The 22628-nt window shown below is 52.3% G+C and carries 20 protein-coding genes and 2 tRNA genes; 14 read left to right on the top strand and 8 right to left on the bottom strand.

Going from position 1 to position 22628, the window contains the following annotated elements; all coding sequences use genetic code 11:
• Positions 1-19 precede the first annotated feature (19 nt).
• The gene (gene asnB, locus DFP95_RS08535) at positions 20-1876 is read right to left on the bottom strand and encodes an asparagine synthase (glutamine-hydrolyzing) (protein WP_115992167.1); all 1857 of its coding nucleotides are present in this window, start codon (positions 1874-1876) and stop codon (positions 20-22) included.
• Between the two features lie 134 nt (positions 1877-2010).
• On the opposite strand from asnB, the gene DFP95_RS08540 reads away from it, so the two are divergent.
• The 4 genes from DFP95_RS08540 to DFP95_RS29600 all read left to right on the top strand — a co-directional run bounded on the left by DFP95_RS08540 (position 2011) and on the right by DFP95_RS29600 (position 3413).
• Positions 2011-2340, top strand: a complete 330-nt coding sequence (locus DFP95_RS08540) for a hypothetical protein (RefSeq protein WP_115992168.1) — start codon at positions 2011-2013, stop codon at positions 2338-2340.
• Positions 2341-2364: 24 nt separating this feature from the next.
• Positions 2365-2700 carry a hypothetical protein gene (locus DFP95_RS08545; RefSeq protein ID WP_115992169.1) on the top strand — a complete coding sequence of 112 codons (336 nt, stop codon included), beginning with the start codon at positions 2365-2367 and terminating at the stop codon, positions 2698-2700.
• Between the two features lie 48 nt (positions 2701-2748).
• Entirely contained in the window at positions 2749-2880 is a 132-nt protein-coding gene (locus DFP95_RS29595) for a hypothetical protein (protein ID WP_281273402.1), read from the top strand.
• A 398-nt stretch (positions 2881-3278) separates the two neighbouring features.
• Positions 3279-3413, top strand: coding sequence for a hypothetical protein (locus DFP95_RS29600; protein WP_281273403.1), 135 nt, complete (start codon positions 3279-3281; stop codon positions 3411-3413).
• A 55-nt stretch (positions 3414-3468) separates the two neighbouring features.
• On the opposite strand, the gene DFP95_RS08550 is transcribed toward DFP95_RS29600, so the two are convergent.
• From DFP95_RS08550 to DFP95_RS08580, 7 genes are all read right to left on the bottom strand, one after another.
• A complete protein-coding gene (locus tag DFP95_RS08550) occupies positions 3469-3897 on the bottom strand; it encodes an EamA family transporter (RefSeq protein ID WP_115992170.1) in 429 nt (142 codons plus the stop codon).
• Positions 3898-3940: 43 nt separating this feature from the next.
• The gene (locus tag DFP95_RS08555) at positions 3941-4831 is read right to left on the bottom strand and encodes a YihY/virulence factor BrkB family protein (RefSeq protein WP_115992171.1); all 891 of its coding nucleotides are present in this window, start codon (positions 4829-4831) and stop codon (positions 3941-3943) included.
• 133 nt (positions 4832-4964) lie between these two features.
• A complete protein-coding gene (locus DFP95_RS08560; RefSeq protein ID WP_115992172.1) occupies positions 4965-5534 on the bottom strand; it encodes a GNAT family N-acetyltransferase in 570 nt (189 codons plus the stop codon).
• A 78-nt stretch (positions 5535-5612) separates the two neighbouring features.
• Positions 5613-5689 (bottom strand) — tRNA-Arg (locus DFP95_RS08565).
• A 43-nt stretch (positions 5690-5732) separates the two neighbouring features.
• The gene (locus DFP95_RS08570; RefSeq protein WP_115992173.1) at positions 5733-6428 is read right to left on the bottom strand and encodes a Crp/Fnr family transcriptional regulator; all 696 of its coding nucleotides are present in this window, start codon (positions 6426-6428) and stop codon (positions 5733-5735) included.
• Positions 6429-6458: 30 nt separating this feature from the next.
• Positions 6459-7457, bottom strand: coding sequence for an HD-GYP domain-containing protein (locus DFP95_RS08575; RefSeq protein WP_115992174.1), 999 nt, complete (start codon positions 7455-7457; stop codon positions 6459-6461).
• Between the two features lie 199 nt (positions 7458-7656).
• Positions 7657-7730: transfer RNA gene (locus DFP95_RS08580), tRNA-Gly, on the bottom strand.
• A gap of 221 nt (positions 7731-7951) precedes the next feature.
• On the opposite strand from DFP95_RS08580, the gene DFP95_RS08585 reads away from it, so the two are divergent.
• The 10 genes from DFP95_RS08585 to yihA all read left to right on the top strand — a co-directional run bounded on the left by DFP95_RS08585 (position 7952) and on the right by yihA (position 22550).
• Positions 7952-8875, top strand: coding sequence for a hypothetical protein (locus DFP95_RS08585; RefSeq protein ID WP_115992175.1), 924 nt, complete (start codon positions 7952-7954; stop codon positions 8873-8875).
• A gap of 206 nt (positions 8876-9081) precedes the next feature.
• Positions 9082-10371 carry a trigger factor gene (tig, locus tag DFP95_RS08590; RefSeq protein ID WP_115992176.1) on the top strand — a complete coding sequence of 430 codons (1290 nt, stop codon included), beginning with the start codon at positions 9082-9084 and terminating at the stop codon, positions 10369-10371.
• A gap of 182 nt (positions 10372-10553) precedes the next feature.
• Positions 10554-11156: an ATP-dependent Clp endopeptidase proteolytic subunit ClpP gene (gene clpP / locus DFP95_RS08595; RefSeq protein WP_115992177.1), complete on the top strand. Its 603-nt coding sequence runs from the start codon at positions 10554-10556 to the stop codon at positions 11154-11156.
• 55 nt (positions 11157-11211) lie between these two features.
• Positions 11212-12468, top strand: a complete 1257-nt coding sequence (gene clpX / locus DFP95_RS08600; protein WP_115992178.1) for an ATP-dependent protease ATP-binding subunit ClpX — start codon at positions 11212-11214, stop codon at positions 12466-12468.
• A gap of 118 nt (positions 12469-12586) precedes the next feature.
• Positions 12587-13687, top strand: a complete 1101-nt coding sequence (gene ispG / locus DFP95_RS08605) for a flavodoxin-dependent (E)-4-hydroxy-3-methylbut-2-enyl-diphosphate synthase (RefSeq protein ID WP_115992179.1) — start codon at positions 12587-12589, stop codon at positions 13685-13687.
• A gap of 1 nt (position 13688) precedes the next feature.
• On the top strand, positions 13689-14147 hold the full coding sequence (locus DFP95_RS08610; RefSeq protein ID WP_115992300.1) for a PCYCGC motif-containing (lipo)protein: 459 nt from the start codon (positions 13689-13691) through the stop codon (positions 14145-14147).
• A gap of 27 nt (positions 14148-14174) precedes the next feature.
• A complete protein-coding gene (locus DFP95_RS08615) occupies positions 14175-17462 on the top strand; it encodes a DEAD/DEAH box helicase (RefSeq protein ID WP_115992180.1) in 3288 nt (1095 codons plus the stop codon).
• A gap of 132 nt (positions 17463-17594) precedes the next feature.
• On the top strand, positions 17595-19313 hold the full coding sequence (gene lonB / locus DFP95_RS08620; protein ID WP_115992181.1) for an ATP-dependent protease LonB: 1719 nt from the start codon (positions 17595-17597) through the stop codon (positions 19311-19313).
• 120 nt (positions 19314-19433) lie between these two features.
• The gene (lon, locus tag DFP95_RS08625; RefSeq protein WP_115992301.1) at positions 19434-21878 is read left to right on the top strand and encodes an endopeptidase La; all 2445 of its coding nucleotides are present in this window, start codon (positions 19434-19436) and stop codon (positions 21876-21878) included.
• 18 nt (positions 21879-21896) lie between these two features.
• Positions 21897-22550: a ribosome biogenesis GTP-binding protein YihA/YsxC gene (yihA, locus tag DFP95_RS08630; RefSeq protein ID WP_115992182.1), complete on the top strand. Its 654-nt coding sequence runs from the start codon at positions 21897-21899 to the stop codon at positions 22548-22550.
• The last annotated feature ends 78 nt before the right edge of the window (positions 22551-22628 follow it).

The raw sequence follows: 22628 nt of genomic DNA on the forward strand, positions 1-22628 counted from the left end.
ACGACAGCAATAAGGAATTTCACAGAACAAGCTTAACTTTGTATTCCCTTAGCCAGAAATCCATCTGCAACAAGTAAGCGAACAATTGCGGACCGGACATGAGCTGGCCGAACCAAGGAAGATGCGAGCTCGCATCGGACGCGGCAATGAGGTCCCTGATTTTTTTCGCGTTCACTAGCGGCAAGAGCGGACTAGCCGGATCGTCCAATCGCTCCAGAAGATGATTCCGGACAGCCGTCAAGTAGTTCGGATTATGGGTTTTCGGATAAGGACTTTTTTTGCGATATAAGACATCGTCGGGAAGAACTCCCTCCAGCGCTTTTCTCAAAATGCCTTTCTCGCGGGTTCCCGCCGTTTTGATTTCCCATGGAATGTTCCATACGTATTCGACCAGACGATGGTCGCAGAAAGGAACGCGCACTTCCAAGCCGGCCGCCATGCTCATCCGGTCCTTGCGATCGAGAAGAGTGGGCATGAATCGCGTAATATTCAGATAGGACATTCGCCTCATGCGTCTGCGAACCTCGTCTTCTCCGTCCAGGTGTGGAACCTCGGCTACGGCTTGCGAATACCGATCCGCTAAATATTCCTGGGGTCTAATCCGTTCTTTCAGTTCGGGGGAGAGCAGGCTCGAGCGCAAGCCGGTTGCCAGCGACCATGGGAAGGTTTCGGCTTTTAGCGCGTCTTCGCGATGAAACCAAGGGTAGCCGCCGAAGATTTCGTCCGCGGCTTCTCCTGAGATGGCGACCGTGGCTTCCTTCTTAATCTCCCGGCAGAATAAATACAACGATGCGTCGATATCCGCCATTCCGGGCGTATCCTTCGCTAACACGGCTGCTTCGAGCGCATTAACCAGCTCGGGCGTATCGAATTGGACGGGGTGATGGACGGTCGATAAGTACTCGGTCATCCTCTTGATCCAAGGGGCATCGCTGTTCGGCTGAAAGTCGTGGGCATGGAAATGCTTGTCGTTGTCGACGTAATCGACCGAGAAGGTGTGCACGTCGCCTTGATTCGTATTCTTATAGTAATTCACCGCAATGGAAGTCAAGGCGCTGGAATCGAGTCCCCCTGACAGCAACGTGCAGATCGGAACGTCCGAGACGAGCTGACGCTCTACCGTATCCGTAAGCAATTCCCTTACTCTGCTCGCGGTTTGTTCGACATCCTCTTCGTGCTCGGCGCTCTGCAACTGCCAGTAAGCGGACGTTCTCAAGCCGTTGCGGTCGTAGTGAGCGAAGTGTCCGGGTTTCAGCTCCTGTAAATCGCGCCAAATCCCGTGGCCGGGAGTACGGGCGGGACCGATCACGAACAGCTCTGCCAAGCCTTCCGCGTCGATTTCCGCAGGAACGTCGGGGTGAGCCAATATCGCTTTGGGCTCCGAGCCGAATAGAAGCCTTCCTTCCTCGCGCCGATAGAACAAAGGTTTTACGCCTAGACGGTCGCGCGCCATGAATAAGCTCTCCTCCGCCGTATGCCAGATGGCAAAAGCGAAAATGCCGTTGAATTTCTCCACGCATTCCGGTCCCCACTCCACGAAACCGTTAAGCAATACTTCCGTATCGCACGTGGTCCTAAATCGGTAGCCGATAACCTCCAATTGCTTGCGAAGCTCCGGCGCGTTGTACAATTCGCCGTTATAGACGAGAACGCAGTCATGAGTATCCGAACCTTTAGCGGGTCGAACCATCGGCTGGGCGCCATTAGCAGGATCCATAACGGATAGCCGACGATGCCCGAAGGCGCAATGGCGGGAGAGCCAAGTTCCGGCCGCATCCGGTCCGCGGAGTTCGAGCGTCTCGGTCATTTTCTCGATCGTATCCGCCTGCGTCGTTAAGTCCTTGCTCCAGTCAATCCATCCGGTTATTCCACACATGTGCCTTCAACCCTCCTCTGCCTAAAAACCGATCATAAGATGGATATGCGAAAAAAGGCATAACATGTATGTCCTCCGGGAGAAAATACGGGAAGAGAAACGGTACATCACCGGGAAAGGAGACTAATTGCCTTATGACGGAATTCCAGGCTCCCGATTCGGAAAGGAAAACTTACTACGTGGCTGTCGGAGCGAGGCAAATTTTGGAGGATGCCCACTCGGCGTCTTTCGAATTCGCAATCCACGCCAATGAGGACGAACTTACCGAGCTTCAAGACTTGTTCGAGGAACTACAAGACTCCGACGAAGATAATGCCTTTCACTTCAGCGGATTACCGACCGTTAGCGACGATCCTGAGGACGTCACATACGACACGCTGTTCAAGGATATTTATCGTTTGCTTCATAAGCTCGGCACTCACGAAACCAGAAGCCATATCGAGTCGATGGGTATTTTGCAATGAGCGGGAGGAAGGGAGCATCTAGTGATGAAAGTTAGAGAAGCCCAGTTCAGGAGGGTGCTCGATCGCGGAGGACAACCGTTCGGGGAAGTGGAAGTGTCCACCGACCATCCGCGGGACCCGCAGATGCTGGCTTATTTCCGTGCGACCTCCGATAGCGAATACGCGCTCGTTAACCTGATTTCCAACGACGCCGATTATGAGGTCGATTGGTTCGATAACAGCTTGCATTCCGCGTTCGAAGACGTAACGAAGCCGCTGTTTTCTTCGCCCGACCACATGTCCGTCAACGATCGGGATGAGTTCGCCGCGCAAATTCTGGCTTACCCTGGAATAGCGGAAGCATTGGATAGGAACTTATAAGGAAAGACGAACGCATGGCGAATGTCGCCGAGGGAGGTGAATTCATCCGTGGCCGATAAATTCAAGAAGAACAAAGGCAACCAGATCTCCAAGAAGGGCGAGGAGTTCGTAGAAGAAACATTGAAGAACAACACGTTCCATCCCGCTCAGAATAGCCCCGCGAAACCTCATAACCGCTAAGAGATAACTGTCACGAAGCGGTACTATTCGCTATGAAGCCGCTCGGCGGTAGCGAATAGCACCGCGACCTGGCGCTCGACGGCACCGCATGCCGCTTTATTGTGCTTATGAACGCCAAACCACGCCTACCTTAACGGCACGGCGTGCCGTTAAAACGAGCCAAAACACCCCAACCCACCGCCTTAACGGCACGGCGTGCCGTTAAACACCGACAAGTCTTGAACCTCCTTTTAACGGGCGGCCGAACGAACCATATCCGAGCGCATTTCCCGTTGGAGTACCGGCGAACCCGACCAGCTTATACAGTTAGACAACTTGCAATTAGAATTGGTTTCGAAACTCTCTCGCGTCATAATCATTCAATGGAAAATATTTCTTCCGCCATCGATAGCGAGATTATGATAACTGGTCAGGGACAGTTGCGGCTCGAGGAGGAAGTTCGAATAAACGACGGCGAGGAGGCATACGTAGGCGGATTAACGGCTTCGACGGGTAACTCCATCCACCGCCGGGTTGACGGAGGAATCGCTTAAGCAAGCCGAATATGCGGTCGTGTTCAAAGTCGCGCTGAAATAAGCGCTTAAATACTCATTTCAACGCGACAAGCACGGCGCCGCCAGCGATCATCGCCACTCCGAGCGCGTTCATCCACGATATTTTCTCGCCGAGGAAGAAGAAGGCGAGGACGACGGCGAGGACTACGCTAAGCTTGTCGATAGGACCGACCTGAGAGACCTTGCCTCCCTTCAGCGCAAGAAAATAAAACAGCCACGATAACGCCCCGGCAACGCCGCTTAACAGAATGAAGGACATCGCCTTTCTCTGCGCGACGATTTCTCCGAGCTGGCTGAACTTCCCCTGCACCGCGACGACTCCGAGTAAGAAGAGAGCCATGATAACCGCTCGGATCGCGGTGGCGGAATTGGCGTCGATATCCTTCAGTCCTATTTTTCCGAAGATCGCCACGAGCGCTGCCGTAGCGGCCGACAGTAATGCATAGATCAACCACGTTCCCATCTTTCGCCCTCCGTTACGGATTTGAGTCGATGTCGTCCAAATATTATACGGTTTTTTTATTCACCCAAGGCAAGTGCAGTCCGTATTTTTTGGTTTCGCATTTCACTTTGCCTTCTCTGCCGAAAGCATAAGTCGCGTTTATCTCTCCCCCGAGCAGCACGATGATGGAGCTCCAATAGAGCCATATCAATAACACGATGATACCGCCTAGGCTGCCGTAGGTTTTGGCGTAATTGCCGAAATGATTGACGTAGAAAGAAAACAATAGCGAGGAAACGATCCAACCGACGGTCGTGAAAACCGAACCCGGCAGCACATCGCGCCAGGTCAGCCTGCGGTTAGGCGTAACTTGGTACATGAGCATGAACACTCCGAATATGGCGACTAGAGGAATCGCGAGCTTAAGAACGCTCCATATCCGCGGGAAAGCGACAGGATAGTTCAGCCATTCGAATAAGTATTCACCGATGATTCTTCCGAATACGAGCGTAAGCATGCTGATGAGGATGACAACGGCAAGGACCACGGTCGAGATGACCGATATTCCCCTTACGATCCAAAAAGGTCTCGTTTCCTCCTCGTCGTATGCTTTGTTTAGCCCTTTGATGATCGCGTTCACCCCGTTGGATGCCGCCCAGATCGTAGCGAGCATCCCTATGGACAGAATGGCGCCATTGCGGTTTAGCGTTACCTCGTCAATGCTGTTTCTGACAATGTCCCCCGTATCGGAAGGGAGAACCCGGATGAAATCTCCGATTAGCTCATCGGCCGAAACGTCCGCGAAGCCTATCAGGCTAACAAGGAAAATAAGGAAGGGAAAGAAGGCCAAGATTAAGTAGTAGGTCAACTGCGCGCCTAGCGAGGGGACGTCGTCCTCCCGGAACCGAGAAATTAAGCATTGGACGAATTCGATCGTTTTATTCTGCTTCTTCATATTTTACTTCTCCCTCGGATGGTTGTTTTTATGTTCTCTATCTGACTTCTTTATGTTTTATTACCCACCGCGATTCGTTCTTAAAGCAAAACCGGCTACGGAAACGAATGAGTTCGTTTCCGTAGCCGGTTTATTAAATGAATGAAGGAAGAGGCTTGACCATATGCCGATAAGGCTTGCCGTGAATCGTAATTACCTTATTTGCCTCGTATCCAAGCTTCAGGTAAAGCGCATGGGCTCCGGAGTTGTTCATTTCAACGTTTAAGGCGATTTTATCGTACCCGAGTCCGGCTGCTTTCGTCTCCGCTGCGGCAATGAGTCGTTTAGCGATCCCTTTACCTTGATGCGAAGGATCGACCGCTATCGCATCGATGTAATATTCGTCCTCGTCCGCTTCCTCGTCGATCGAGGCGGCAAGGTCGCCGTTGTGCCGCAAATAATCCAGAATCGGTTTATAGAGCCGCACCGAGTCGCTACCGTGGTAACAGAGGATCATGCCGACGGCCTCCCCGGCTATCTCTTCGACTAAAATACACGAACGGCTGAAACGGTTGCCCTCGACGTTCAGGAACGCTTCTAATTGCCGGAGGACGTCGGATTCGGTCGTCTTACCCGTTAATTGATTGGCAATATCTTGAATGGCCAGCAAGATGAGTTTAGCGATCGGTCCGCTATCCGACGGATCGGCGGGACGTATGGCCATATCATCACCTCTCTAATGAGGAATAAAAAACCCGCCAAGCGGGTTCAGCCGATCGACGGGTTGCGTATTTAGATGGGATGGCGTCCCAGGAGGGATTCGAACCCCCGACCGACGCCTTAGAAGGGCGTTGCTCTATCCAGCTGAGCTACTGAGACACGCAAAAAGTAGTTTAACATAATGATTTGCGTTCCGCAAGGATTATTCTTCCTGCAGGAGCTTAGCCCTCAATAGCTTTATATCCTTAAGGTGAAAGAGTTTGTCTTGGATATGTATGAGACCCTCATCCTGCAGCTCCTGCAATACTTTCGACGCCGTTTCGCGAGCCGCTCCCACCATTTCGGCCATTTGCTGGTGGGTGATCTTAACCGGAATGACGAACTCGTTCAGTCCTTCGATCGGGTAGTTTTCCGCCAAGTAGAGCAGTTGCTTAATCATACGCAATCTCACGTTCAAGAAGGTGAGGTCGTAGATTTGCTGGTTAGCTCTCCGCAATCTGTCCATCGTGTAGTCCAAAAGGTGAAACGCGATGTTGCGATCATTCTCTATCAGCAGTTGGAAATCGTGGCGTCGCAAAATATACAGCTTGGTTTGCACTAAGCACTCGGCAGTCGCCGACCTGACCATGCCTGGCTTCATGAGCGCCATTTCCCCGAAATATTCGCCTTCGCGCAAATAAGCCAGAATGACCTTCTTTGATTTATCGAAGCTATAAATGCTGACCGAGCCGCTGCCGATGAAATAGATTTCGTTGCCCTGGTCGCCTTCCAGAAAGATTAGATCGCCTTTGCGATGCGTTTTATGGTGCATATAGGGCGTGAGACGGTCGATGAGACTAGGTTCTATGTCCCGAAAAAAGGGGATGGTTGCCAAAAGTTTCTTACCGTCGACGGGCATGGCCGCGACCTCCATTTCATTCGTGATCGTTTAAAATGCCGGAATAACCTTTATAACCTTGAAGGTCATGTGCTTCATGAGATCGACCTGCGTTTCGCTTTGCTCCAACCGCACGATCGGACGACACGGATTCGCGTTATTGGTCGCGCATACCGTTCCCGTCAATCCGCCGGATAGAACGACCTTGCTTCCGACCGGATAAGGTTGGAACGCCAGCATGAAAGCTTTAACGACGCCGTAGCTGTACGAGGAATCTATTTTCGACATGACGAAGTCAAATCCTTCACAGGGAAGCCGATCATGCGTCGGATCGTTCATGAAATAGTCGAAATCGCTGGCCAATCCACAGATTTGAGAGCTTTCCAGTAACGGCTTCCCCTTGAGGCCGTGCGGAAATCCGCGGCCGTCCAATTGTTCGTGGTGTTGCAGGACGATACGGAGAGCCGTTTCCGGGATGCCCTGCTGCTTGCGCAGGAATTCGTATCCTATGACGGGGTGATGAAGCAGCAGCGTATCGTCATAAGGAAGTACGAGGCCAATATCGTGCAGGAGGCTGCCGATGGCGATATTCTCGATTTGCTTTTTGTTATAACCGAGCGCTTTGGCGGTTAGCAGGGAGAGAATGCAGACGTTCTGGCTATGGGCGACTAATTCCTCGCCGCTCGAAGCAAAATCTCGACAGCTTAGCTTCATGTCCGTTTCCTCGATAATCGTGGCGGAAATATGATCGGTCCATTCCATTAACGTTCGATGGGGGAAGCTGCTCATCGTGCGCATGGACCGGAAAATTTGGTTAAGCACGTCTTTTGTCATATTCATCAGGCTTTTCTTAATGTCGGCGCCGCTGATCGCGGTCCGGCGCTCCGTCATCTCGACAGATATATAGCGGTGTCCGAGGCGCTTGATCCCATCGATTAAACTGCTATTTAGAGCCACGCCTTGCTTGAGCATAAGACGTCCGTCCACGGTATAAAGACCGCGCCCCAGCTTGTCGCCGTCTTCGAGTTCGTTTACTGGTATGATTAGCATAGTTACCACTCCTAGTTAAGCTTTTCTCTTTATAGGACTATGCTACCATTGGCGGATCGTCGGTTTCTGTGACCTAGGTTACAGAAATAATCGATTTCGAGACGCGAATACCTAGATGAATTTCGGGAAATAACGACAAAAAAACACACTTTGTTCCAGGCGGGGATCAACCTTGGACATGTGCGTCTTCATTTTTCGGTGGAGCGGGTGAAGGGAATCGAACCCTCGCCTCAAGCTTGGGAAGCTGGCGTTCTGCCATTGAACTACACCCGCATGGCATGTAAAACAAGGAAAATTATAGCATGGCATTATAGATCAAATCAATCTTGTATTCAGAGTTGGCGAAGTTATCAAGCTTCATCGCCGTTTTTTCTTTTTGCCGTCCTTTCATGATATAATGCGAAGAACTGAACTTGCTGCTTAAGGCTGGCATGAGGCGTAAGTTAGAAGAAGACCAGCGACGAAGCCGGTAAATTTGGAGGGGGGCTACCCCAATGACTGACCGCACGAAGGATAACTTGGTATTATTCCCGAAGACATTGGATTATTATCAGATACAACTTACGAAGATGCTGGAATCGGAACGTTACGGCGACGCCAAGTCGTTGCTCTCTTTTCTGCTTCAATGCCACGGGGAAGCCGATCGTCACCATACGGAGTGGCAAGCTTTGCTGGGATGGCTCGATGCGGCGTTTCCGGAAGCCGTAAGCGGGGGAGATGGCGCGTTCCCCTACTCGGAAGAAGACGAGGACGAGAACGAAGAGGATTTGTTCAAAAGGCGCGTGACGGAGCGTTATGAATCCGACAGCGAATATATTCCGCAGTTATTAGCTTCTCTATATAACGGAGACGACCCGGAACAACAATTGTTGGTATTAGGTCAACTGATGCACGTTTCGCATCCGGATATCGAATTGTCGCTCAGGCAATGGCTGGCGCGCGAGGAATACATTCCTCCCGTACAGTTCCGCGCGCTGCAGGCATTGAGGAAACAGGGGTCCAACGGTCCGGTGTCTTTCTGGAGGGACGGCGAAAGCCTGACAGTGGAAGCAGCCGATACGCCGATCGTATTTTCCGAGTTCCCGCAAGGCATCCATCAAGTTCTCGAAAGGGTTCGCCAAGCGGCCGAGGTGTCCGATCCCACGCTCTCTTATTTCGCGGAAGAAATGTGGAAAGAGTGCGTGGAAGTCGCGTATGGATCTTCGATCTATAAGGGCATGACCGAGGATGACGACGGTTCCTCGGATATTTGGGGGGCCGCGCTTCACCAGCTGCTCATGGAGAAGTTGCACGGCAAACACGGGGATGAATGGATTCGCGAGCAATATGGGATAACGGGAGAATTGCGGTTTCGATATGAACAGGCGTTGCGCTGGTTAAGGCAATATTCCATCGAGCCTCGTCTTACTCATCCATGACTTCAGTTTATTGCTTGAACGATCAGAAAGTATAAATTTTTATTTTTATACTCATCTGATCGCTACGACAAAATCGACATTCTCTGTCCTGAAGGACGACGAAGTCGTTTTTGCTTGAACGGAACAAGATGTTGTTCTATAATAGAGTGGTTTATGTGAATGGTCGCATTGAAGCGGCAAGAAGGTTACGGAGGGGAAAGCATAAAATGACAGCAAACTGGGAAAAGATAGAGAAGAACGTCGGGGTTCTTGAGGTCGAGGTGGACGCGGAGCAAGTTACGGTCGCGTTGGACAAGGCATTTCGCAAAGTAGTTCAAAAAGTAAACGTACCGGGTTTCCGCAAAGGTAAAGTGCCGCGCGGCATTTTCGAAGCTCGTTTCGGAATCGAAAGCCTCTATCAAGACGCGATCGACATCTTGCTTCCGGAAGCTTATACCAAAGCGATCGACGAAGCCGGCATCGAGCCGATCGACCGTCCCGAAGTGGACGTCGAGCAATTCGGCAAAGGCCAAACTTTTAAATTCAAAGCTAAAGTAACGGTTAAACCGGAAGTTAAGCTTGGCGAATACAAAGGCTTGGTCGTACCTGCCGACGACGCCGACGTATCTGATGAAGAAGTAGCCGCCGAGCTGGAGCGTCTGCAACAACGTCATGCGGAATTGGTTGTAGTCGACGAAGGCCAGGCTCAATTGGGCGACCATACTTCGATCGATTTCGAAGGATTCTTGGACGGCGTTCCGTTCGAAGGCGGCAAAGGCGACAACTATGCGCTGGAGCTTGGTTCCGGATCTTTCATTCCGGGCTTTGAAGAGCAAGTAGTCGGACTTAACATTGCCGAAGAGAAAGACATCGACCTTACTTTCCCCGAGAACTATCAAGCGGAGAACCTGGCAGGCAAAGCGGTCGTGTTCAAAGTGAAGCTGAACGAAATCAAACGCAAAAATTTGCCGGAGCTCGATGACGAGTTTGCCAAAGACGTCAGCGAATTCGATACGCTCGAAGAATACAAAGCGGATCTTGCCAGCAAGCTGAAAGATCGCAAAGTGAAAGATGCCGAGCTTGCTCGCGAGACGGCTATCGTAGACAAAGCGACCGATGCTGCCGAATTGGAAGTTCCGCAAGTTCTGGTGGATACCGAAATCGACGCCATGCTTAAGGATTTCGAGAACCGTCTTCGCCAGCAAGGCATGAACTTGGAGCTGTACTACCAATTCAGCGGTCAAGACGAAGCCGCGCTGAAGACGCAAATGCAAACGGATGCCGAGAAACGGGTTCGCAACAACCTCGTGCTCGAGGCAATCGCGAAAGCGGAAAATCTTGACGTATCCGAAGCAGAGGTCGATGAAGAGTTGGAGAACCTATCCAAGCTTTACAACCGTCCAGCCGACGAGCTTCGCGACATTTTCGCGGCTAACGGATACTTGGAAAGCATGGGCGCGGATTTGAAAGTTCGCAAAGCCGTGAAGTTCCTCGTAGAAAACAGCAAACAAGCTTAATTTACTATTAAAGCAAAGGCACGTGTAACTCGCGTGCCTTATTTTTCACCCCGAATACATAGAATATTGCCCGTCTCGAGACCGAGCGTAACCCGTAAAGAACTCGTCAACATGACATTCCGTTTTGAACGTGTTAAACTATTACCGAGATTTGAAGTCCAATGAGAAAAGGGGTTGGTAACATGTTAGTACCAATGGTCGTCGAGCAAACGAATCGCGGAGAACGGTCGTACGACATCTATTCTAGACTCTTGAAGGACCGGATTGTATTTCTCGGAAGCGCGATTGACGACGATGTCGCCAATCTCATTATGGCTCAACTGCTGTTCCTTGCAGCCGAAGATCCAGAGAAAGATATCCACCTTTACATTAACTCCCCCGGCGGCTCGGTAACGGCCGGAATGGGAATCTACGATACGATGCAATTCATCAAGCCGGACGTTTCCACGATTTGCGTCGGAATGGCCGCAAGCATGGGTTCGTTGCTTCTCACGGCTGGCGCGAAGGGCAAACGCTTCGCATTGCCTAACAGCGAGATCATGATTCACCAGCCGTTAGGCGGGGTAAGAGGTCAGGCGTCGGATATTAAGATTCACGCGGATTGGATCATCAAAACCAAGCAGAAGCTGAATCAAATTCTCGTTGACCGTACCGGCCAGCCTTACGAGAAGATCGAACGGGACACGGACCGCGATAATTTCATGAGCGCGGAAGAAGCCGTGAATTACGGCTTGGTCGACAGAGTGATCACGGCACCGCTTGCGACAGACATTCCCAAAGCATAAGAACGACAATTCCGTCCCGTAAGGGCGATGATGCGGTTTATTAAGGAGGGTTTACATGTTTAAGTTCAGCGACGAAAAAGGTCAATTAAAATGTTCGTTCTGCGGCAAATCGCAGGATCAGGTCAGAAAGCTGGTTGCCGGTCCCGGCGTCTATATATGCGATGAGTGCATCGAGCTTTGCACCGAGATCGTGGAAGAGGAGCTCGGGCACGAGGAAGAGCTCGATCTGAAGGATATCCCGAAACCGAAGGACATCCGCAACATTCTAGATCAATACGTCATCGGTCAAGATCAAGCGAAGAAATCTTTGTCGGTAGCCGTTTATAACCACTACAAACGGATCAATTCCCAAGCGAAGATCGAAGACGTCGAACTTCAGAAGAGCAATATCATGCTCGTCGGTCCGACAGGCTCGGGTAAAACCTTGTTAGCTCAGACGATGGCCAAAATTCTGAACGTCCCGTTCGCCATCGCGGACGCGACTTCATTGACGGAAGCCGGTTACGTGGGCGAAGACGTCGAGAATATATTGCTGAAGCTCATTCAAGCAGCCGATTACGACGTGGAAAAAGCCGAACGAGGCATTATCTACATCGATGAGATCGATAAAGTAGCTCGTAAATCCGAGAATCCGTCCATTACTCGCGACGTATCCGGCGAAGGCGTGCAGCAAGCGTTGTTGAAAATTCTCGAAGGAACGGTTGCATCGGTTCCTCCGCAAGGCGGACGCAAGCATCCTCACCAAGAATTCATTCAGATCGACACGACGAACATCTTGTTCATCTGCGGCGGCGCATTCGACGGCCTAGAACAATTGATCAAACGTCGCATCGGCAAGAAAGTCATCGGTTTCAGTTCCGTTCTCGAAGGTCAGAAGGATATGAAGCCGGGCGAGTACTTGTCCCTTGCGCAACCGGAAGATCTGCTGAAATTCGGATTGATTCCCGAGTTCGTCGGTCGTCTTCCCGTCATTTCCACGCTGGAGCCGCTCGATGAGCCCGCTCTTGTCCGCATTCTATCGGAGCCGAAGAACGCTTTGGTTAAGCAGTATCAGAAGCTGCTTGAAATGGACAACGTGAAACTCGAATTCGACGGCGGAGCGCTTGAGGAAATCGCTCGCGAAGCGATCAAGCGGAATACGGGAGCACGCGGACTTCGCGCAATCATCGAGGGCATCATGCTCGACGTGATGTACGAAGTACCGTCTCGCGATGACGTCGTGACATGCCTTGTGACCGAGAAGGTCATCAAAGACAAGATTGCGCCGGAGTTAACGACCAAAAAAGGCAAGAAAAAAGAAGAGAGCGCGTAACTGGAGCAGGACGAATGCCGCTATAAGGCCTTCGGCCGATGCGGAGTTCGCCTAGATTGCCGGTTCCACCCCGCCTAGACGCGGGGTGGACTTTGGCGTATACAGGGGAGAAACCATTATGTTCAAGCGTACAGACACGGTCGCCGTACAAGTCGGCAATCTAACTATCGGCGGCAATAACCAAGTGATCCTGCAAAGCATGTGCACGACGAAGACGGCCGACGTCGCCGCTACCGTAGCCGAGATTAAACGGCTCGAGGAAGCGGGATGCCAGCTTGTTCGCGTAACCGTTAATAATAAAGAAGCCGCGGATGCCATTAAAGAAATCAAGAAACAGATCAGCATCCCTCTGGTCGCGGATATTCATTTCGATTACCGCTTAGCTCTTCTTGCGATCGAGAACGGGATCGATAAGGTTCGAATTAATCCGGGCAACATCGGACGACGCGAGAAAGTCGAAGCCGTGGTCAAAGCCTGCAAGGAGAAGAAAATTCCGATTCGAATCGGCGTCAACGCGGGTTCTTTGGAGAACCACCTTCTGGAGAAATACGGCTATCCTACGGCCGATGCCATGGTAGAGAGCGCTTTGTTCCATATCGGTATTTTGGAGGAACTCGATTTTCACGATATCATAGTATCCCTTAAAGCCTCCGACGTTCCAATGGCTATCGAAGCTTATATGAAAGCGGCGGAAGTTATCCGCTATCCGTTGCATCTTGGAATTACGGAAGCCGGCACTCTATTCTCGGGAACGATCAAGAGCTCGGCGGGTCTTGGCGTATTGTTGAACCACGGTATCGGCAATACAATGAGAATTTCATTGAGCGCGGATCCGGTGGAAGAGATTAAAGCCGCCCGCGAGCTGCTTAAAGTATTTGGGCTCATTACGGACGCTCCTACTTTGATTTCGTGTCCGACCTGCGGACGACTCGATATCGACCTATTCTCCGTGGCGAACGAAGTGGAAGAATACTTGTCCAAGCTTAAGGTGCCGATCAAGGTATCGGTACTCGGTTGCGCGGTCAATGGCCCCGGAGAAGCGCGAGAAGCCGATATCGGCATCGCCGGAGCCCGCGGGGAAGGCATGCTGTTCCGTTACGGAGAGATGATCCGAAAAGTGCCGGAAGCGGAGCTCGTGAGCGAGTTGAAGAAGGAAATCGACCAAATTGTCGCTTCTTATAACGAAACCGGCGTTATTCCGGGACGTAAACATGGATAAGATGAAGAAGATAACGTTCGTCGTGCTCGGCTTGGGCGCATTGGCGCTCTCGGCGTGCGCGGCGAAGGAGCAAGCCCCTCACGGAGATCTGAGAGAGGTAACTTCTTCCGCGGAGAAGTTGCCTTCTTTCCTGAACGCCAAACAAAACGCCGTCCAAGTGGCTTATCAGGTAGCGGGCAAACTCGGGGACACTCTACGGTGGATTCCGTGTTATTGCGGATGCGGCGAAAGCGCGGGACATAAAAGCAACCTGAATTGCTTCATCAACGAAATTCGCGATGACGGCTCGATAGAATGGGACGATCACGGAACAAGATGCGGCGTTTGCGTACAAATCGCCATGGTCTCGGCTCAGTTGAAGCAGCAAGGAAAGTCGAATTTGGAAATTCGCGAGTATATCGACAACGAGTACAGTACAGGGTTTGCCAATGCGACGGATACACCGATGCCCCAAAGCTGATCTGAACGGAATGCGGGATGATGAAAAATGGTTCGTACAGGTGACGTTAGAGAGTTTGCGATCAATAAACAATCGATTCGGGAGCAGTGCGGACCTGCGGCATACATGCGCGGCGAAGCGTATTTCCGGTCGGGACAAGTGGCATCCGTCAAGAAGGAACAAGGCGGAGCGGGATATCGGGCGATCGTGAAAGGATCTAGCCGAAACCGCTACGAGGTCGAGATCGCCTTCGACGAGGATGGAGAAATTGCGGCTTCTTGCGAATGCGCTGCGTTTTCCCCGTTAACGTTTTGCAAACATATCGCCGCCGTATTGTTAAAGCTCGCAGATGAGGAAACGGAAGAACAACCTGCGGAAAATGAAGTGATCTCCGAGAAGGACGCTCATCTCACCAAGCAGGTTATCTTTTTGTTCGACCGCGTCTTGAGCCGCCAGACGGATTCCGATCTGGGCTCCGCAGAGGAAGATATGATGGATGCTCTTCCGCTTGAAGTCGAGTATTCCTGCAAGTTGGTCAAGAGCTTCTCCAACAAGCCCATGTTCGCGATTTCTATGAAGATCGGACTTTCACGGCTCTATATCGTTCAGCGAATCAAGGATTTCCTGAAGCATGTCGAAGCCGGAACTTCGATGACGTTCGCGAAGCATTTCTCCTACGACCCTTCCGAGCACGTGTTCAAGGAACACGATTCCCGGTTTATCCGGTTGATGATCGAAGCCATGAACGTCGAGGAGATATACAAGGATTTATTTCACTCCTTCTCGTCTTACTCTCACAGGGAAGAGAGAATTTTGATGATTCCTCCCGCCATTTGGGAGGAAATGCTTCCGTTGCTGGAACATCTGAACATCAGCTTCGAGGACAAAAACGCCGGTACCCATCGCATGGAGATGATGGAAGGAGCGCTTCCGATTTCGGTGCAATTGAACAAGGCCGGCGGCGAAGGTTACCAACTGGAGATCGAAGGGTTGAAGAATTCGACCTTCATGGACAATTACGGAGTTGCCATCGTTAACGGACTTCTCTTCAAGTCCGACCCCGCTCAATTAAAGCGAATATCGGATCTTAAGAAAATGTTCCATTACGAGAAGGATACCCGTCTTCTGATCGCTCCGGAGCAGATCGAGTCTTTCATCGATCGCGTCGTCAGAGGGTTGAACCAGTTCGTGAACGTGGAAATTTCCCCGCAGATCGCCGATCGAATCGTGAATCCTCCTTTGAACGCCAGACTGCATTTGGATTTCGAGGAGGAGCGGCTGCTCGCGAGATTGGAATACGTTTACGATGATATCGTCATTTCACCCTTGCCGCAGAAAGCGATGAAGAATGCCAGGGAAGACGTTATCCTGATGAGGGATTTGGATCGGGAGAATCGAATCATGGCCGTCATCGAGCGAGCTTCCTTCAAGTTCAACGGGAAAGACGTATATTTGGACCAAGAGGAAGACGTTTACGATTTCCTTTACGACATCTTGCCGCAATTGGGCGACGACGTCGAGATCTACGCTACGGAATCGGTAAAGAACGTCATGCGTACGGTCGAATATCAGCCGAAGGCGCGGCTGGACGTAGATATCGGCACCAATTGGTTGGAAGTTTCGTTCGATATGGAAGGCATGGACGAACAGGAAATACAAAATCTTCTGCGTAATTTGGTGGAGAAGAAAAAATATTTCCGTTTGCCGAGCGGGCAATTCCTGTCGCTCGAACAGGAGAGCTTCAAGGAAATCAACCGCTTGTTCGAGGAGCTGGATCTGAGAAAGCCGGATATGAACGGCAACCGGATTCGAATGCCGGCGGTACGCGGTTTCCAGCTCATGGATCAATTCGGGAAGACGAGTTCCGGCATCCAGTTGGGGAAAACGCTTCGCAAGCTATGGGATAACCTTCGCAACCCGGATAATCTGGACTTCGAAGTTCCGACGGACATGGATCCGATTCTCCGCGATTATCAAAAGTACGGCTTTCAGTGGTTGAAGACGTTAGCTCATTACCGGCTAGGCGGTATACTCGCAGACGACATGGGCCTTGGAAAGACCATTCAAAGCATCGCTTACATCGTATCCGAAACGGCCAAGCCGATCGAAGACGGAGTGGCGCCGTCTCCCGTGCTCATCGTGTCTCCGGCGTCCCTAATCTACAACTGGGAAAGGGAATGCCATAAGTTCGCTCCCGAGCTTAGAACGGTCGTCGCGGCCGGAGATCGTCAGGAGCGAAGTGAGCTGATGTCGGAGATGAAGGACGTGGACGTCTGGATTACTTCGTATCCGTTGCTGCGACGCGATATCGAATGGTACGAAAAGCAAAATTTCCGTACCTTGTTTCTAGACGAAGCCCAAGCGATCAAGAATCACGCCTCTTTGACATCGCATGCCGTCAGGAGATTGCAAGCGGGACAGCGCTTTGCGCTTACGGGAACTCCGATCGAGAATTCGCTGGATGAACTTTGGTCTATTTTCGAAGCCATTTTTCCCGGCTTGTTCAGCGGCAAGAAGTCGTTCACGGATTTGCCGCGAGAGAAGATAGCGCGAATCGTTCGTCCGTTCATTCTCCGCAGGCTCAAGAGCGAGGTTCTCAAGGAGCTTCCGGACAAAATCGAGAGCGTTCAGCCCTCCGAGCTGTCGACCGAGCAGAAGAAGCTCTATCTTGCGTACCTGGAGAAGCTGCAATCCGATATCGTGAAGGATCTGGCCGTAGAAGGCGGTTTCCAGAGAAATCGGATGAAAATATTGGCCGGACTGACCCGCTTGAGGCAGCTATGCTGTCATCCCGCTTTGTTCTTGGAAGGCTACGAGGGCACATCGGGTAAGCTCGAGCAATTGCTGGAGATTATCGAGGAGTGCCAGGGCAGCAGCAAGAGAATGCTCATCTTTTCGCAATTCACGTCGATGTTGGATATCATCAGGCAAGAGTTAAACGGCCGAGATGTCCCCTACTTCTATTTGGATGGATCGACGCCTTCCGCGAAACGCTTGGAGATGTGCGACGAATTCAATGGCGGGGCTAGGGATATTTTCCTTATTTCCCTGAAAGCGGGAGGAACGGGACTTAATCTGACCGGAGCCGACACCGTCGTGTTATACGACTTATGGTGGAATCCCGCCGTCGAACAGCAGGCGGCCGACCGGGCTCATCGCATCGGGCAGAAAAAAGTCGTGCAGGTCATCAAACTGGTGGCACAGGGCACGATCGAGGAGAAAATGCTGGAGCTGCAGCAGCGGAAGAAGGATTTGATCGACGAAGTGATCCAGCCGGGCGAAGCGGCTTTATCGACTTTATCCGAGGACGACATTCGCGAATTGCTGGAGATATAATTGCTTTCCCTTTCATGACTATATGTGCCGGCATTCGGGCAATACTACCAAGTATAGCCCGGGTGCCGGTTTTTTTGTCTTTTGCTTGCGAAGCTATACCGACCAAAGGCGTGATCGGGGAGGATGATTCAGATGACTTTAAGTATGGTTTTGATGCTTGTCCAAGTTTTTTTCGCCGTCGTGATCGGCATTTACTTCTGGAATTTGCTGCGTAATCAGAAAAGCAATCGCAGCGCGGTCGACCGGGAATCCCGGAAGGAAATGGATAAGCTGCGCAAGTTGCGCTCCATTTCCTTGACGAAGCCCTTATCGGAGAAGACCAGGCCCGCTACGATTACGGATATCGTGGGACAGAAGGAAGGACTTCGCGCGCTTAAGGCAGCCTTATGCAGCAGCAACCCTCAGCATGTGATCGTATACGGACCTCCCGGCGTGGGAAAAACGGCGGCGGCGCGGGTCATTCTGGAGGAAGCCAAGAAAAATAAGCTTTCTCCGTTCCGCAGCGAAGCGAAGTTTACGGAAATCGATGCCACGACAGCTCGATTCGACGAACGAGGGATCGCGGATCCGCTTATAGGCTCCGTACATGACCCCATATACCAAGGGGCTGGCGCGATGGGCGTGGCGGGTATACCGCAGCCTAAGCCGGGCGCGGTTACGAAGGCCCATGGAGGCATTCTGTTCATCGACGAGATCGGAGAATTGCATCCGATCCAGTTGAACAAGCTGTTGAAGGTGCTCGAGGATCGCAAGGTGTATTTGGAAAGCGCATATTACCACGCCGAAGATTCCAACATTCCGATGTATATTCACGATATTTTCCAGAACGGTCTTCCGGCGGATTTCAGGCTGGTTGGCGCGACGACAAGATCGCCTAACGATCTTCCGCCCGCGCTTCGTAGCCGTTGCATGGAAGTGTACTTCCGCCCGCTGCTTCCGGACGAGATCGCCCGAATCGCCGAGAACGCGATTCAGAAAATCGGATTTACCCCGCGTCCGGACACGCTTGACGTCGTCAAACGTTACGCAACGAACGGTCGCGAGGCCGTGAATATTATTCAATTGGCCGCAGGGCTAGCCTTGTCCGAGAATCGCGACGAGCTAAGCGCCGGGGACGTGGAGTGGGTCGTCAACAGCAGCCAGTTGCCGCCTCGCCCGGATCGTAAAGTGCCGGCGAAGCCTCAAATCGGGCTCGTTAACGGCTTGGCCGTATATGGTCCGAGCATGGGGGCATTGCTCGAAATAGAAGTGACCGCCATTCCGGCTATCCCCGGAAAAGGACAATTCAATATTACCGGAGTCGTCGAGGAAGAAGAACTCGGAGGCGGACAGCGGACTTTAAGGCGCAAGAGCATGGCCAAAGGCTCGCTCGACAACGTTCTGACCGTCCTTCGCCGCAACGGATTCCAGCCGGAAAATTTCGACCTGCACATTAATTTCCCGGGGGGAACCCCCGTCGACGGACCTTCGGCGGGTGTCGCGATGGCCGTCGCGATCGCCTCGGCGATGACCAAGCAGCCGGTGGACAATAAAATCGCCATGACCGGAGAAGTGAGCATCCACGGCGGAGTTAAACCTGTCGGCGGAGTAGTCGCCAAGGTCGAAGCCGCGTTCCAATCCGGAGCCGAAACCGTCATTATTCCCAAAGAGAACTGGCAGGCGATCTTCGAGGGACTCGAAGGAGTCAAGGTCATTCCGGTCGACCGGATGGAAGACGTCTTTCGCCACGTATTCGGCGAGCACGTGGTTTGGTCGGAGCCGGATTGGCAGGTCAGCGAACTGCCCGTCGCCGCTGACGCGTTCGCGGCGGCGCCGGCGGGATCGGTGCTCCACGCGGAAACCGAGGGGTAAACGTCGAAATGATTTCGAAGAGCCGCCATTCCGGGCGGCTCTTTTTTGCGGCGAGCGAATACATTTGATACAATGACTGAAGTGTTTGAATTCGTTTCAGAACTGCGAGGTGCGTGAATGATGGGTTCGAGCAAACAGAAAAGCCGTTCCATTCCCTTGCTGCCCCTAAGAGGGCTGCTCGTGTATCCCAGCATGGTTCTACATTTGGACGTCGGCCGGGAGAAATCCGTGAAAGCGCTGGAGCAATGCATGATCGACGACCACATGATCTTGCTTTGCTCGCAATCGGAAGTCAATATCGAGGAACCGACGCAAGAAGATATTTATCAGATCGGGACTTTAGCCAAAGTCCGCCAGATGCTGAAGTTGCCTAACGGAACGATCCGGGTACTGGTCGAAGGCGTCAGCCGGGCCGAGATCGAGCAATATTTGCCGAACGACGAGTTTTACGAGGTGCTTGCGCACGAACTGCCCGAAGGCCAAACGAACGACTCCGAGCTGGATGCGCTCATGCGCGCGGTGCTTAGCCAGTTCGAGCATTACATCAATTTATCCAAGAAGGTTACGCCGGAGACGCTTGCCGCCGTTTCGGATATCGACCAGCCCGGAAGGCTGGCGGACGTGATCACGAGCCACCTGTCGTTGAAGATAAAAGACAAGCAGGAAATTCTGGAAACCGTCGAAGTTCGTCCCCGTCTGGAGAAACTGCTCGACTTCCTCAACAATGAACGCGAAGTGCTGGAGCTTGAGCGCAAGATCAGCCAACGCGTCAAGAAACAGATGGAGAAGACGCAGAAGGAATATTATCTTCGCGAACAGATGAAAGCGATCCAGAAAGAACTCGGCGACAAGGAAGGCCGGGCGGGCGAAGTGGAAGAGCTTAGAGCCCAGCTTGCCGAAGCCGAGCTGCCGGAGAAGATAGAAGCCAAGGTGTCCAAGGAAATCGACCGGTTGGAGAAAATGCCTGCATCCTCGGCGGAAGGCGCCGTCATTCGCACTTACGTGGAATGGTTGCTCGCGTTGCCTTGGAGCAAGATGACGGATGACGATCTAGATATCGCGAACGCCGAGAAAATCCTTAACGACGAGCATTACGGCTTGGATAAGCCAAAGGAACGGGTTTTGGAGTATTTGGCCGTTCAGAAGCTCGTCAAGAAGCTGAAAGGCCCGATCCTTTGTTTGGTCGGTCCTCCCGGCGTGGGCAAAACCTCGCTCGCCAAATCCATCGCGAAGTCGCTAGGACGCGAATTCGTGCGTATCTCCCTTGGCGGAGTAAGAGACGAAGCGGAAATTCGCGGGCATCGCCGCACTTACGTCGGGGCTATGCCCGGCCGTATCCTGCAAGGCATGCGCAATGCGGGATCCGCGAATCCCGTGTTCCTCTTGGACGAGATCGATAAGATGGCCATGGACTTCCGCGGCGATCCTTCTTCGGCGTTGCTCGAAGTATTGGATCCCGAGCAGAATTCCACCTTCAGCGATCATTACGTCGAAATGCCGTTCGACCTCTCCAACGTGATGTTCGTCACGACGGCGAACGTCGTGCATAATATCCCTAGACCGTTGTTGGATCGAATGGAGCTCCTTCACGTCCCGGGTTACACCGAGCTTGAGAAGCTTCAGATCGCGGAACGCCATCTTCTTCCCAAGCAGAAACGGGACCATGGGTTGGAGGAAGATCAGCTTGCGCTGGATAGCGATGCGCTTATGTCCTTGATCCGCCATTATACCCGGGAATCCGGGGTGCGTAACATGGAGCAGCAATTGGCGTCCCTCTGCCGCAAAGCGGCTAAGGCAATCGTAGCCAATCCTGAAGCGGCTCCGTTCGTCATCGACCTCGAGAAGCTCAAGGAGCTCCTCGGACCGCCGAAATATCGCTATGGAATGGCGGAGCTGGAAGATCAGATCGGCGCAGTAACCGGCCTGGCCTGGACCGAAGTAGGCGGGGATACGCTGGTCATCGAAGTGACGGTTATGCCGGGAACCGGGAAGCTAACGTTGACAGGTCAACTCGGAGACGTAATGAAGGAATCCGCGCAAGCCGCATTCAGCTATACCCGTAGCCGCGTGAACGAGCTTGGCATCGATCCTCAATTCCATGAGAAGACGGACATCCACGTTCATATACCGGAAGGGGCAATTCCGAAGGACGGACCATCGGCGGGAATTACGCTCGCGACCGCTTTGATATCCGCGCTAACGAACCGGAAGGTTACCCGCACCGTGGCCATGACCGGAGAGATTACGCTGCGGGGGCGTGTGCTTCCGATCGGCGGCTTGAAAGAGAAGTCGTTGGCCGCTCACCGCGCGGGTATCACCAAAGTATTGATGCCTAAAGACAACGAACGGGATTTGCGGGATATTCCCGAGAGCGTAAGGGCGAATATGACTTTCGTTCCGGTTGCCCATATGGACGAGGTTCTTCAGCATGCGCTGTCCGAACCCCTGAACCCGGCAGCTAGCGCTTCCGGACAAGAAGAGAACGAATTGCAGACGGAGAACGCGGCGATTCCGACTGCCGTAAACGACGACCCCGAAGATACGAGGCCGCTCGGTACGCACTGATAGGAGACCTTAGTTGTTATGAAAATCAAGCAAAGCGAATTTGTCATTAGCGCGGTCGGTCCAAGCCAGTATCCGGAGGACGGATTGCCGGAAGTGTCTCTTGCCGGCCGCTCTAACGTCGGTAAATCATCCCTGATCAACAAGATGCTGCTTCGCAAGAATTTGGCGCGAACGAGCCAACAGCCGGGGAAGACGCAGACGTTGAATTACTACAAGATCAACGGCGAGCTCGGCGAGCTTTATTTCGTCGACTTTCCGGGATACGGTTATGCTAAAGTGTCCAAGTCGGAGCGCGAAGCTTGGGGCAAAATGATCGAGCGGTACTTAAGGGGACGAGAACCCCTTAAGTTAGTGCTACAGCTCGTCGATCTGCGTCACCCGCCTTCCGCGGAAGACCAGCGGATGTACGAGTGGCTCTCCCATTACGAAATTCCGATGGCCGTCGTGGCGACCAAGGCGGACAAAGTATCGCGATCCCAATGGCCTAAACACGTGAAGATCGTTCGCCAGACGCTGGGTATGCCCGGGCATGTTCCTCTAATCCTGTTTTCTTCGGAAACCGGACAAGGAAGGGACGAATTATGGAGCATCATCTTGCAATCGGCAGGAATACCGCTTAAAGACCCCTCTGAACCCCCTAACAACGTGCAGGAAACAGAGGATAACGGTTAAAAGGTTGAAGGAATCGCGGGAGGAATCGATTTTTGCGCGTTTTTTCCGGGAAAATCAAGATTGGCGGAGAAGAAACGG

The sequence above is a fragment of the Cohnella lupini genome, from assembly GCF_003386205.1.
GTDB lineage: Bacteria > Bacillota > Bacilli > Paenibacillales > Paenibacillaceae > Cohnella > Cohnella lupini.